The sequence below is a fragment of the Rhodopseudomonas telluris genome (assembly GCF_042432815.1).
Taxonomy (GTDB): Bacteria; Pseudomonadota; Alphaproteobacteria; order Rhizobiales; family Xanthobacteraceae; genus Rhodopseudomonas; species Rhodopseudomonas telluris.
In genome coordinates this window covers 148,909-162,435 of record NZ_JBHLWM010000005.1, presented here as the reverse complement: position 1 = coordinate 162,435, position 13,527 = coordinate 148,909, and the positions used below count along the sequence as shown (strand labels likewise).

General features: G+C 67.1%; 9 protein-coding genes. 5 read left to right on the top strand and 4 right to left on the bottom strand.

Annotated features, from left to right (window positions below; genetic code table 11):
• The first annotated feature begins 33 nt into the window (after positions 1-33).
• Positions 34-669: a phage distal tail protein, Rcc01695 family gene (locus ACFFJ6_RS12260; RefSeq protein WP_378388021.1), complete on the top strand. Its 636-nt coding sequence runs from the start codon at positions 34-36 to the stop codon at positions 667-669.
• Positions 670-703: 34 nt separating this feature from the next.
• On the opposite strand, the gene ACFFJ6_RS12255 is transcribed toward ACFFJ6_RS12260, so the two are convergent.
• The 3 genes from ACFFJ6_RS12255 to ACFFJ6_RS12245 form a co-directional block, all read right to left on the bottom strand.
• A complete protein-coding gene (locus ACFFJ6_RS12255) occupies positions 704-2,155 on the bottom strand; it encodes an argonaute/piwi family protein (RefSeq protein ID WP_378388018.1) in 1,452 nt (483 codons plus the stop codon).
• Positions 2,155-3,912, bottom strand: coding sequence for an SIR2 family protein (locus ACFFJ6_RS12250; RefSeq protein ID WP_378388015.1), 1,758 nt, complete (start codon positions 3,910-3,912; stop codon positions 2,155-2,157). The genes ACFFJ6_RS12255 and ACFFJ6_RS12250 overlap by 1 nt, the downstream gene beginning before the upstream one ends.
• 685 nt (positions 3,913-4,597) lie before the next feature.
• On the bottom strand, positions 4,598-5,839 hold the full coding sequence (locus ACFFJ6_RS12245; protein ID WP_378388013.1) for a YeeE/YedE family protein: 1,242 nt from the start codon (positions 5,837-5,839) through the stop codon (positions 4,598-4,600).
• Positions 5,840-6,160: 321 nt separating this feature from the next.
• Here ACFFJ6_RS12245 and ACFFJ6_RS12240 point away from each other — a divergent pair, with 321 nt between their 5' ends.
• Together ACFFJ6_RS12240 and ACFFJ6_RS12235 are read left to right on the top strand one after the other, a co-directional pair.
• Positions 6,161-7,066, top strand: a complete 906-nt coding sequence (locus ACFFJ6_RS12240) for a phage/gene transfer agent baseplate hub protein (RefSeq protein ID WP_378388010.1) — start codon at positions 6,161-6,163, stop codon at positions 7,064-7,066.
• Positions 7,067-7,100: 34 nt separating this feature from the next.
• The gene (locus ACFFJ6_RS12235) at positions 7,101-7,544 is read left to right on the top strand and encodes a C40 family peptidase (RefSeq protein WP_378388008.1); all 444 of its coding nucleotides are present in this window, start codon (positions 7,101-7,103) and stop codon (positions 7,542-7,544) included.
• A gap of 99 nt (positions 7,545-7,643) precedes the next feature.
• Here the strand turns inward: ACFFJ6_RS12235 and ACFFJ6_RS12230 are convergent, their stop codons facing one another.
• Positions 7,644-8,132 (bottom strand): hypothetical protein, encoded by a 489-nt coding sequence (locus ACFFJ6_RS12230; RefSeq protein ID WP_378388007.1) that lies wholly within the window; start codon positions 8,130-8,132, stop codon positions 7,644-7,646.
• 169 nt (positions 8,133-8,301) lie between these two features.
• Between ACFFJ6_RS12230 and ACFFJ6_RS12225 the strand changes: the two genes are divergently transcribed.
• Entirely contained in the window at positions 8,302-12,153 is a 3,852-nt protein-coding gene (locus ACFFJ6_RS12225) for a baseplate multidomain protein megatron (RefSeq protein ID WP_378388006.1), read from the top strand.
• Between the two features lie 22 nt (positions 12,154-12,175).
• Positions 12,176-13,507, top strand: coding sequence for a DUF2793 domain-containing protein (locus tag ACFFJ6_RS12220; RefSeq protein ID WP_378388003.1), 1,332 nt, complete (start codon positions 12,176-12,178; stop codon positions 13,505-13,507).
• Positions 13,508-13,527: the final 20 nt, after the last annotated feature.

Below are 13,527 nucleotides of genomic sequence, written 5' to 3'. Positions count from 1 at the left end.
GCTCCTCGCAATGACGGCTGAGAGGGCAGCTACATGACCCCATTCCACGAGGTGCTGTTTCCGCTCGACGTCGCGCTGAAGAGCGCGGGCGGGCCAGAGCGGCGGACCGAGATCGTGTCGTTCGGCTCCGGCCGCGAACAGCGCAACGCGCGCTGGGCGGACTCGCGGCGGCGCTACGACGCCGGCTACGGCATCAAGACGCTGGAAGCCTTGCAGGCAGTGGTGGCGTTCTTCGAGGAGCGCCGCGGCCAACTCTATGGCTTTCGCTGGCGCGACCGGCTCGATCATGCCTCCGCCGCACCCGGCCAGCCGCCATCGCCGCTCGACCAGGGCATCGGCACCGGCGACGGCACCACCGCGACCTATCAGCTGGTGAAGACCTACGGCACCGGCTTCGCCCCCTACACCCGCGCCATCACCAAGCCTGTCGCCGGCTCCGTCCGCATCGCCGTCGGCGGCGTCGAGATGACGAGCGGCTTCAGCGTCGACACGAGCACCGGCGTGGTCACGTTCGTGGCCGGCCACCTCCCGCCGCCTGGCGCAGCGGTGACGGCCGGCTATCAGTTCGACGTGCCGGTGCGGTTCGACACCGATTATCTCGAGGTCGATCTGTCGGCATTTGCGGCCGGGGCGATTCCGAAGATTCCGGTGGTGGAGATCAGGGGGTAGACGAGTTGTTTAAGTCGCTCACCCACGATTTGGCTCACATGAAGAGGCGGTATGGATAAACGTTTCTCGGCAGGTCCGCGACATTCGCGATCGTCCGTGCCAGCTTTTGGGAATAACGGATGCTCACAGGTACGGGGTCGTACAGCGCATCATTGTTCCAATCCATCTTGGTCAGCGCCAACGCTTCGTGAGCGCTCAATTCGAGTGGACCGCTGCCGGCATGTCGGATGAGCTGCAGCGGGCGCGGAATGCTCTTCTTCCCTTGATAATAGTCCCCCTTTGTCGAGACTTCAGGAGCATTCCCTGCTACCCATATCAACGCAGAATTGCCCGATCTTACCACCATTGTTCCCCGGGGCACGGGATAGCCGGACGGCCGCGTAGGGGGCTTTTGCTGGCCTGACTTGATCAGCCAGACGCCACGCCAGCAAGATGCCGAGCTGACCTCAAGGCACTCAATTTCTGGGACGCCGGCTAACGCGTCGAACGCCCCTTCGATTTCGCCATCCTTGAACGCGGTGGTCTTGTGTATGACCATCCGCTTAGGGAGGTGGCCACCGTTGCGCCCCTGATAGAGTTCGAGACTGCGGGCGAGCACCGCTCGCATATCGTCGCGGCTCAGAAATGGGTTTCTGCGGGCCTCCGCGACGTCTGCGACCGGATCGCGGGCCTCAAACGCGACGAACTGCATGCCACCGCCATCCATGTCGAAAACCTGTGAGCAGCAGGTCACATAGTGCGCATCTCGTTGATCGCCGCGGAGCGCATACGCGAGCCCAATATAGGCCGTATCTGCTGGCACACCTTCCAGTGGTGCAAGCTTCCAGGGCGTGCCGGCGGCTTTAACATACAGAGCAGTCGCGAGGCGCCACGCAAGTGACGCCCTATGGGGGAAGGTAAAAGCCCGATCATTTAGGACCTGCGTTGGTATGTTATGTTTCGCGCCAAGGGCCTTAAGCGCATCGTGCGCATCGAAGAATTTACCGCGCGTGGCTGGGTTCCAGCTGTCGGGAAAATGGACGAGCACGACATCAAACTCGTTTCGTACAGTATCGAGCCGTCGGAGCGCGGCTTCCATTGCGGAGAAAAGCCGCGCCTGCGGTTCGCCGTCGCCTGGGAGTTGGTGCAGATGCTCGGGCCATTTGATGTGGGCGTCACGGGGCGCGGCCTCGAGCGCGACATGGAAGAGCGTCTCGAAGCCGGGGTACTCCGGCACATATTCCGAGCGATCGGAAGGACGATGGGGACCACGCAGCGAACGCATAAGCTCGCCGCGCCGTTTGAAAGCACTCTCCGGCCCCACCGTCGCGATGCGTACTCGCGACGTGTATCCTCCGAACGATCCTTTCGAATAGGGTCCGAAGTTTGCTAGGCCCCTGAGCGGGTGGACATCGACCTGCGTGGGGTCGGAGGGCGAAAAAGCTAGAAGAGGCTCATCTAGAAGCGTGAACGGTGGCAGCTTCGTCACGAGGGCAGGATTGCTCATCACCTGCTCCTGTCGAAATAGACGTGGTGATGGCCCGGTCGACTCCAGCCGGTGACCGGTGCAACCTCGAACACCGCGTCAACTCCCGCTCCGTTTTCGAGCCCGAAGGCACGCCGATCGCCGCCGCCCTCATTGGCAAGAAGCTGAGCCCAAGCATCTATGATGCTCGCCCAATTCTTGTTGTAGCGCTGCGCCCACCGTTCTCGACGCCAATCACCTGCAGGGTCGCCCCCGCGATCCGAGCGGATGCCCATCGGATCAAGGTCGATCGCGCTCGGATCGTCCGGATTGCCGCCTTGGGAAAGATTCGGCCTCGGAACTTGCACGAAGGTAAACGGCTCGAAGCCGCACCACCAGCGTCCGCCGACTTGGTCCAACTTCAAGAAAACGCCTTCCTGGAAGTGAAATCCGAGCCCGGGGACGGTCCCGGTCAAAGCACATCCATAGGCATCTCGCAGCTTCTTCAGCACCTGCCCGTTCCGGCGAGTTCGCTCCGGATCTTCCTCATCGCGAGGCGCTGCAACGACGATCGAATGTCCAGAACGTTTATACCTGGGGATAAGCGGCCGTCGTCTCGCCAGCCCTCTTACGAGAGCGTCGTAAAGAATTCCCAGCGCCCAGCTGTCGGCGATGGGGTCCAGTGCGACCTCTCCTCCGAGCCCCGCGCCGAGTGGTGCGAGCGCGTCCAGCACATCTTGGTCTCTCCCGAAAACTGCCAACTCGCGTCCGTTCGCTGCGACGGTTGCCCTGCAGTTCTTTTCCTTGAGTAGTTCCCTGACGGCGGCTGACGTCGTGGGTGCAGCGAGCGTCATTCGCCTGGCCTTGCGCGGTATCGTTTCAATGAGAAGAGCGGAATAGCGCAGCACGGGGAAAGGCCGCGCTTCGGCGGTAGGTAGCTTCACGGGCACCAGCCGAGGCGCAGGGCGGCCGAGCATCACCCGATCGAACAAGATCGTCGGCAGGTCGACCGTTTTGATTATGTCTGCGGACAGCTCATCGAAAGTCGCACACTCGACGATTGCAACGTCGACTCCTGCAAGCTGCGCCTTTTCTAGGAACTCAGCGACTGCCGGTAGCAGCCGCGAGGCCGAGGAGGTGACCCAATATATGCCGTTGGGAAAGGGCGATTGATCGGCGAGTATGGAGTTCAGTGCCTCCATGATCGAGGCATCTCGTCCACTATACCCGACAAACACCATACCGAAGCGCTTACCGGCTTCCACCAGCACGCGTCGCATTCGGACATCCTGCTCCTCAAGCTCTGATCCCGTATTCTTAATGGCGATTGACTGGTAATCTCCATGGAGCTTTGCGACTAATGGCCAGTCGGACTCGTTCAGGCAACGCATCGCTCGGTCGGAAGAGTCGATCGCAGCAACCGTTGGACGAACTTGGTCGGTGACGGGCAATACGGCATTTGCCGAAAGAGCTGACTCCTCAATCAGCGGGTCGAAATTTGTCGTAAAAACGCAATCGACCTTTCCGCTGGCGATGAGGCTTCCGAGAACCTTGTGCCCGAAGCAGGGCGTGCCTTTGGAAATCGCGTCATCGATATATTGCCGGCGATGCCGAGGCTGCGGGTAGACCGCTTCGAAGGCAGCTGCATATTCGGTCGGATCGCCATCTAGCGGCAGGATCGGTGTCCGGCGAAAGAACGCGTCGATTCTTTCGATCCAAACCGGATCAGCCGTGTCGATTTCCCGCTTCGAGAGGCTGTTCTCGCGACAAAAGATCTGAGCCTTGAAGTCCCGGATCATGGCGTAGCCGGTCGGGATTCCCGATGCCGCCGACGCACCGGCGCCTAGAAACCATGCCACTAGGTTTGGTCTTAGAGCGAACACGGTTGCGAACTGTGCCGCGGACATGGTTGGAACTGAGCTAATTATATTAATCCCTCGAGAAATCGAAAGGTAATATTTGAGTGCGTGGAATTATTGAAGCCCAGATCGGGGCGTCCCGGTCTTGTAATGCCGAGTACGCTACTGCCTCGCGAAAATCCAAGGCCAATAACAAAGTTAGCCTAGCTGATGATTTGTGATTCTCCAACGGGAGCAAAGTAGTCGAAGGTGATGGTCAGAGTTTAGAACCGATCTTGCCCGGAATAAAGACCTCGCCGGGAGCTCATGATTCTAGAATGTGCGGGCAGCAAAGATGTAATTCGATCCGACCGAGCTGCTCGCGTACCTTGCTTTCGGTCGGGCAATTCAAATTCCCGGTTTCGCAATGCTAGATGAACTTCCAAGGTCAAGGCCAGCCTTCGCCGCGCGGTGAGTTCGCGGCTTCGATGGGGGAGCTAAGTTGGTATTGGCTATGTTCATCCTGCAGTGCAAATTAGTAAGTAATCAACTCCGTAGAACCGTCAAGTTTATGCTGTCGGCGATGAACGGGTCGGGTACGCGCCGATCGGTTGAGCGGACATCGTTCGCCCACTCGCCCGCGAACCTACGCCCGTCCACTTCTCTCCACCGACAGCCCGAACACCGGCCGCAGCCGCGTGCCGAGAATGCTGCCGGTGAAGGCGGCGACGAGCCACACCCAACCGTGCAGACTGCCGGAGGCGATGCCGCTGAAGTAGGCGCCGATGTTGCAGCCGTAGGCCAGGCGCGCGCCATAGCCGAGCAGGAGGCCGCCGATGATTGCGGCGATCAGCGAGCGGGCGGGGATGCGCCAGCTCGGGGAGAACTTGCCGGCCAAGCCGGCCGCGATCATGGCGCCGAGGATGATACCGAAATCCATCACCGAGGTGATGTCGGCGAACACGCTTTGCTGCAGCGACGCGGCTCGCGCGGGCACCTGCCAGTAGCCCCAGGACGCGACGTCGGCTCCGGTCAGCGCGACCAGCTTCGATCCCCACAGTGCGAACGCGGAGGTCACGCCCCAGGGGCGGCCGGCGAGATACAGCGTTGCGAAGTTGCCGAGGGCGAGCGCAACGGCGCCGGCCAGCAGCGGCCAGGGGCCTTGGAGCAGCCGGCGCCAGCCATGGTGCGTCGGCTCGGCGCCGTTCAGCAGCGTTCCGTGCTTCTTCTTTTCGACAAAGCGAGTGAGCAGCGCGATTGCGGCGAAGACCACGAGGCTGATCGCCAGCGCGGGCGCCCAGCCGAGGCTGGCGATGAGCGAGACGGGGCCGATGTTCGGCTGCGCCGACCACCACGGCAAATGCAGCGCGCCGACCGTCGAGCCGATGATGAAAGCCGACAAGGTTACGAACATGCGGGTGTTGCCGCCGCCGGCGGTGTAGAGCGTGCCCGATGCGCAGCCGCCGCCGAGCTGCATGCCGATGCCGAACAGGAACGCGCCGACAAGGACGGAAACGCCGACCGCGCCGTACTCGCCGCGAACCGCCTGGCCGAACACGGAGCCTTCCCCGAGGGCGGGAAAGAACAGAATGACGGCGACGGCGAGCATCAGCATTTGCGCCCGCAGGCCTGCGCCGCGCCCATCCGCGATGAACACGCGCCACGCCGAGGTGAAGCCGAACAGCGCGTGATACAGCACGAGGCCAAGACCACTGCCGAGCACGAACAGCGCGCCCTGGCGCCAGCCGTAAACGGCGCCCAAGCCGAGCGCGCCAGCCGCAAGCGCCGCGAGGCCGATCGCGACCACCGTCGGGTTGATGGAGTCGCGCCCGGAGCCGCTGGTGCGATCCGAGGCGAGAAGTCGTGCGTCGACGGAGAGGTCGGTCATGGAAGGCCCGCAATTGAAGGGGTGATGCATCGCTATGTAAAGCGGCTGCCGCACGTGGCAACCAGTCGCGCGTGAAAGGAAACACGCTTCTCCTTGCGGGCGTTGCGACGATGCGATGGTCCTCTGATGTCGTCATTTTCGAGACTGATCGCCTCTTCAGCCTGGCGGCCGGATCGGGGGGCGCGGTTCCCTGACGACGATCGCACAGTCAGCCCGGCCGGCTCTCGTCATGCGCGTGAGCGCGCATCGTTGTGGATGCACCGGCTGATCATGTGATCGATATCCGTCCGCTCGAGGGACGGACGAAGAAGGATGTCTCCCATGCGCTCCGTCCCCGCGTCTCTGCAAGCCAGGCTCGACTCCGGCGTCACCACGCTCGCGCAGTGTTGGATTTTGCGGCGGCGCGATGGCGCGGTGCTCGGCTTCACCGATCATGATCGCGACCTGATCATCGAGGGGATCGCCTGCCGCGCCGGCACCGGCTTTGCGGCGTCGGAGGCGGCGCAGCGGTTTGATCTGTCGGTTGATGGCGCGGAGATTTCGGGGGCGCTGGCGGATGATCTGCTCAGCGAGGCTGATCTCGCGGCGGGACGCTACGATGCGGCGGCGATCGAGAGCTGGCTGGTGGATTGGAGCGCGCCGTCGCTGCGCCTGTTGACCGCGCGCGGCACGCTGGGCGAGGTGCGGCGCGAGGGGCGGGCGTTCACCGCCGAGCTGCGCGGGCTCGCCGATCTGCTGTCGCAGGAGAGCGGACGGCTCTACACCGCGGCCTGCGGCGCCGATCTCGGCGACGGCCGCTGCCGGGTCGATCTCGGCAGTGCGGCGTGGCGCGGCGCCGGCAGCGTCGCGGCGACGTTCGGCGTGTCGACGCTCGCGGTGGCCGGCCTCGACGGCTTCGCGGCGGGGCTGTTCACCGGCGGGCGGCTGAGCTGGAGCAGCGGCGCCAATGCGGGCGCGGCGATCGAGATCAAGCAGCACCGCGTCGTCGCCGGGCAAGTTCGGTTGTCGCTGTGGCAGGCGACGGCCGATCCGATCGCGCCGGGCGATGCCTTCATCCTCACGGCGGGCTGCGACAAGCGCTTCGCGACCTGCCGCGACCGCTTCGGCAACGCCGCCAATTTTCGCGGCTTCCCGCAGATCCCCGGCAACGACTTCGTGGTCAGCTATCCGGTGCCCGGCACGCCGGGCCATGGCGGCGGCTCGTTGACCGGGGCGCTCAAGGGCTAGCGGCCTTCGCTTCTCTCCAATCGGACGAATTCAGATGAGCAAAGTGATCACGCGCGACGCGCTGGTCGCCGAGGCGCGGAGCTGGATCGGCACGCGCTATCGGCACCAGGCGTCGGTGAAAGGCGTCGGCTGCGATTGCCTCGGGCTGGTGCGCGGCGTCTGGCGCGGCTGCGTCGGCGACGAGCCCGAAGCTCCGCCGCCTTACGCGCCGGATTGGGCCGAAGCGCGCGGCGAGGAGGCGCTCGCCGCAGCGGCGCTGCGCCATCTCGTGCCGATCGGCCGCGATGCGTTCGGCGCCGGCGACGTGCTGCTGTTCCGCTGGACTGATAGCTGCGTCGCCAAACATGCCGCGATCGCGAGTTCGGCCAGCACGATGATCCACGCCCATGACGGCGCGGCGGTGTGCGAGGTCGCGATCGCGCCGTGGTGGCGGCGACGGCTGGCCTATGCGTTCGCGTTTCCGGGCGTGAGCGGGTGAGGGCGTGTTGCTGATCAGCAGGCGCGCGTGGCGTGGAGAGGCTGGCCGCTCACTCCGGCCTGTCCCAGCAAGGGCGGAGCGAAGGAGTCGCGAGCGACGCTACGACGGCGCGCCGCTCGCGGGGGCGGTGTCGTGGCTGGCGGCCTGGCTCTGGGCGATCATGCGCCGGATGGCGTCGACGGTTTCGCGCGGCAGATGCTTGTGGGCGGCGAGGGCGATGTACAGCGCGTTCAGCGTGTTGCGGCGCGCGTCCGGGAACGCCGGCTTGTCGCTGCGCGCGCCTTCGGCGAGGCCGAACAGGCACTGCGTGGCGAGGTCGAGATCGTAGCCCCAGGCCCAGCTCCACATCCGCACCGCGGTCGACCAGCCGCGGTGATAGGCGCGCAGCGCCACGCCGGCTTCGAACAGTGCCTTGGCGGCGGCGTCGCGCTCGGCCTCGCTGTCGCTGATGTCAACCGCGTAGTAGCGCTCGGCCGTCTGCAGCGCGGCGATGCGTTGCTGCTGCAAGGCGACCACCGGCTTGCCGATGAAGTACACGGCAAACCACGCCGCGATCGCGGCTCCAGCACTCGCCAGCAATTCCTGCATCATCCGATCCCGTAACAGCCCCCGCCGCGACGAACCTACGATGCAAATACCGCGATCGCCGTCAATGCGGCGGGACTAAGCAATCCGTCTCACCCCGGCGCCGGTGGCGCCGTCGCACGGGCCGTTTTGCTGCTAACGGCTCCTTCCCTCCTACTTATGGCTGATCCCCATGGCCGCTCTCGTTCTCTCCGTCGCCGGCGCTGCGGTCGGCTCGCTGTTCGGGCCGGTCGGGGCGATTGCCGGGCGGATCGCCGGCGCGCTGGTCGGCAATGCGCTCGATCAGTCGCTGTTCGGCGGTGGCGCCCGCAAGGTCGAAGGGCCGCGGCTCGCCGATCTCGACGTGATGGCCTCGACCGAAGGCGCGCCGATCCCGCGCGTCTATGGCCGGGCGCGTCTTGCCGGGCAGGTGATCTGGGCGACGCAGCTTGAGGAAGTGATCACCACCGAGGAGAGCTCGGCCGGCGGCGGCAAGGGGTTCGGCGGCCCGACCACGACCACCACGACCTACACGTACTTCGCCAATTTCGCGGTCGGCCTGTGCGAAGGGCCGATCGGCCGGGTCGCGCGGATCTGGGCGGACGGCAAGCCGCTCGATCAGGCCGGGCTCAATCTGCGCGTCTATCACGGCGGCGAGGATCAGCCGCCGGACGGGCTGATCGTCGCCAAGGAGGGCGCCGGCAACGCGCCGGCCTGTCGGGGCCTCGCTTATGTGGTGTTCGAGCGGCTGCCGCTGGCCGATTTCGGCAACCGGATTCCGCAATTGTCGTTCGAGATCGTGCGACCGATCGGCCTGCTCGAACAGATGGTGCGCGCGGTGACGCTGATCCCCGGCACCACCGAGTTCGGCTACGAGCCCTCGACGCTGGTGCAGATCATCGACAAGGGGACGTCGAAGCCGGAGAACCGCCATGTCGCGCAGGCGCCGTCCGACGTCGTCGCCGCGCTCGACGATCTGCAGGGCGTCTGTCCGCGGCTCGAGCGCGTCGCGGTGGTGGTGGCATGGTTCGGCACCGATCTGCGCGCCGGCGCGTGCAGCGTGCGGCCGGGCGTCGAGAGCCGCGACAAATGGCTCGACCTGACGACCTGGTCGGTCGCCGGCGCGAGCCGCGAGGATGCCTGGCTGGTGTCGCAGGTCAATGGCCGCCCGGCGTTCGGCGGCACGCCGTCCGACGACAGCGTGACGCATCTGATCCGCGAGCTGAAAGGCCGCGGCCTCAAGGTGACGTTCTATCCGTTCGTGATGATGGACGTGCCGGCTGGCAACGCGCTGCCGAACCCGTGGACCGGCGCCGCGCCGCAGCCGCCTTATCCCTGGCGCGGCCGTATCACCTGTGATCCGGCGCCGGGCCGGCCCGGCTCGCCGCAGGGCGCAGCGGGCGCGGCCGCACAGGTGGCGAGCTTCTTCGCGGGCGGCGACTGGAACTATCGGCGGATGATCCTGCACTACGCGCGGCTGTGTGCCGATGCGGGCGGCGTCGATGCGTTCCTGATCGGCTCGGAGCTGCGCGGGCTGACGCGGGTCCGTTCGGGGCCGGGCGTGTATCCGGCCGTGCAGCAGCTCGTCGCGCTGGCGACCGACGTCAAGGCGATCGTCGGCGGCGGCACGCTGGTGACCTACGGCGCGGACTGGACCGAGTACGGCGCCGACGTGGTGACGGCGGATGCGGCGGAGGTGCGGTTTCCGCTCGATCCCCTGTGGGCGTCGCCGGCGATCGGCGCGGTCGGCATCGATTACTATGCGCCACTCGCCGACTGGCGCGACGATGCGGGACATCTCGATGCCGCGAGCGCCGACTCGACCTACGACCGTGACTATCTCGCGCACAACGTCACCGCCGGCGAGGCGTTCGACTGGTACTACCCGGACGACGGCGCCCGCGCGGCCCAGAGCCGTGTGCCGATCACCGACGGGCTCGGCAAGCCGTGGACGTTCCGCGTCAAGGATATCGGCAGCTTCTGGGCGCAGCCGCACCACGAGCGGATCGGCGGCGCGGAGCTGGCGACGCCGACGGCGTGGGTGCCGATGAGCAAGCCGGTGTGGCTGACCGAGGTCGGTTGCCCGGCGGTGGACAAGGGCGCCAACCAGCCGAGCGTGTTTCCCGATCCGAAATCCAGCGAGAACTTTGCGCCGTATTTCTCCAGCGGCGATCGCGATGATCTGATCCAGCGGCGCTATCTCGAGGCGATCATCACCGCGTTCGATCCGGCCTTCGGCGCGAGCGATGCCCACAATCCGCTGTCGCCGCTGTATGGCGGGCGGATGATCGATCCGTCGGCGATCCATTTGTGGACCTGGGACGCGCGGCCCTATCCGGTGTTTCCCGGCGCCGAGGACATCTGGAGCGACGCGCCGAACTGGCAGACCGGGCACTGGCTGACCGGCCGGCTCGGCGGCGCGCCGCTCGACGCGCTGGTGGCGCGGCTGCTCGCCGACAGCGGCGTCGGCGGCGTGGATAGCAGCGCGCTGCGCGACGCTTGCGACGGCTATGTGGTCGATCGGCCGATGACGCCGCGGGCGATGATCGAGCCGCTGGCGATGGCCTATGCGTTCGACGCCGCGGCCGCCGAAGGCGTGCTGCGCTTCGTGCAGCGCGGCGGCGTGCCGGTGGCGGAATTCACCGAGGACGATCTGGTGCTGCCCGACAAGGGCGCGCCGTCGCGGCTGACGCGCGCGCAGGAGACCGAGCTGCCGCACGAGATCGCGTTCGGCTTCTCCGATGCGCTGGCCGATTATCGCCGCGCCGCGGCCGCGTCGCGCCGGCTGGTCGGCGGCGCCGCGCGGATCGTGCACAGCGACCTCGCCGTGATCACCAACGAGGCGGCGGCGGCGCGGCGCGCCGAGATCTTCCTGCAGGATTTGTGGGCGGCGCGGGAGACCGCGACCTTCGCGCTCGGCCCGCGGCATCTGCGGCTGGCGCCGGGCGACGTCGTCGGCGTGATGCTGAACGGACGGCGGCGGCTGTTCGAGATCGGCGAGATCGTCGACACGCAGGCGCGGCAGATCAAGGCGCGCAGCATCGATCCGGAAGTGTTCGCACTGCCGCAGCGCGCGCCGCGCCGGATGGCGCCGCAGATGCCGGCGGCGCTCGGGCCGGCGCATGTCGTGGCGCTGGATCTGCCGGTGATCGACGCGCAGGTTGCGGACGTGCTGACGCGGCTGGCGGTGTTCGCCAATCCGTGGCCCGGCGCCGAGCTGATCTACGCCTCCGCCGACGGCGCGAGCTATCAGCCGCTGGCGAGCGCCGCGGTGCGGGCGATCGTCGGCCAGACGCTGGATCCGCTGCCGCGCGGACCGCTGGCGCTGTGGGACCGCGGCAACCGCGTCCGGGTTAGGCTGTATGGCGGCGCGCTGTCGTCGCTGCCCGACGCGCGCGTGCTCGCCGGCGGCAATGCGGCGGCCGTGCAGAACGCCGAGGGCGAATGGGAGATCCTGCAATTTGCCAATGCCGAGCTGGTCGACGGAAACACTTACGTGCTGTCGCGGCTGCTGCGCGGCCAGGCCGGCAGCGAACAGGCGATGCGCGATCCGCTGCCGGCCGGCGCGCCGTTCGTGCTGCTCGATCGCAACCTGGTGCCGCTGGCGCGTGGGCGCGACGCGCTGGGCCGGCCCAGGCTGCTGCGCGTGGTCGCGGCCGGGCGCAGCCACGACGATCCGAGCGCGGTGGCGCTGTCGGTGACGCCGGGGCCGGCGGCGCTGCGGCCGTTGGCGCCGGTGCATCTCGCCGCGCGCCGCCGCGCTGATGGCGTAGCGATCAGCTGGATCCGCCGCAGCCGCATCGACGCGGACAGCTGGGACGGCGAGGTGCCGCTCGGCGAGGACGCCGAGGCGTACACGCTGCAGATCCTGTCGGGCGGCGCGGTGGTGCGCACCATCGCCTGCAGTGCGCCGCAGGCGCTCTATGCCGCGGCCGACGAACTGGCCGATTTCGGCGCGGCGCAGCGGAGCCTGCATCTGCGAGTGGCGCAGCTCTCCGCCGTGGTCGGCGCCGGCCGCGCCTGCGACCGCGTCGTCACCTTGTAACTCCCCGAACCGAGAGACGCCGATGACCACGACCGCCAATCTCGGCCTGCCGCTGATCGAAGCCGCGCAGGCGCAGAAGCACGTCACCCACAACGAGGCGCTGCGCATCCTCGACGCGGCGATCCAGATCGCGGTCGCCGATCGCAACCGCACCGCGCCGCCGGCGGCTCCGGCCGAGGGAGAACGCCATATCGTCGCGGCCGGCGCCGGCGGCGGCTGGAGCGGGCAGGCGCAGGCGATCGCGACCTGGCAGGACGGCGCCTGGGCGTTCCTCGCGCCGAAACAAGGCTGGTGCGTCTGGTCGGTCGCCGACGACGTGCTGCTGGTGTTCGACGGCGCGCGCTGGCGCGATCTGCGCGACCTGCCGCTGTCGCTCGACAACGCCGCCCATGTCGGCGTCAACACCACGGCGGCGTCGCCCAATCTGCTCAGCGTCAAGTCGAACGCCGCGCTGTTCGCTGCGATCGCCGCATCGGCCGGCGGCAACGGCGACGTCCGCCTGCAGCTCGCCAAGGAGACCGCGGCGAACACGGCCTCGGTGGTGTTCTCGGACAATTACTCCGGCCGCGCCGAATTCGGTCTGGTCGGCTCCGGCGCCTTCAAACTGAAGGTCTCGCCGGACGGCGCGGCCTGGGCCGAGGCGCTGGTGATCGATCAGGCCAGCGCCAATCTGGCGCTGCCGCGCGGCCTGTCGCTCACCGGCATCGTCGCGCCGCCGCCGCTCGCCGCCGACCAGAACGACTACGCGCCGGCCGGGCTCGGCGCCGCCGCGGTGCTGCAGCTCTCGGCGACCGCGGCGCGCGCCATCACCGGGCTCGCCGGCGGCACCGAGGGGCGGGTGCTGACGCTGATCAATGTCGGCGGCTCGCCGCTGACGCTGCGCGACGACAGCGCCGCCTCCGCCGCCGCCAACCGCTTCGCGCTCGGCGGCAACCTCGTCATCCCCGGCAAACAGGCGGCGCTGCTGCGTTACGACGGCAGCGCCGCGCGCTGGCTGGCGATCGCCGCCGGCCCGCGCCCCATCACCGCCACCTGGACCCCCGTCGTCGCCGCCCTAACCGGCACCCTCGGCGCCGCCACCGCGACCGGGACTTATACGATCACCGGGAACAGGGTGGATTGGAGTGCGACGATTACAATTAATTCTGTGGGAACGGCTGCCGCAGCCATCACGTTCTCACTGCCGAGCGCGCCCAATGGCTCGTATTCGGGTTACGGGCGTGAAGGCGCTGTAACCGGTTTTAGCGCGAGCGTTTCGATCAGCCCCGGCGGCGGGCTGGTACAACGCTATGACGGAATGTTTCTGGGCGGGAATGGCTACGTCATCTGTATCGGAGGTGTATTCTATACCTAAACGTTGATGTTCTTGCCGTG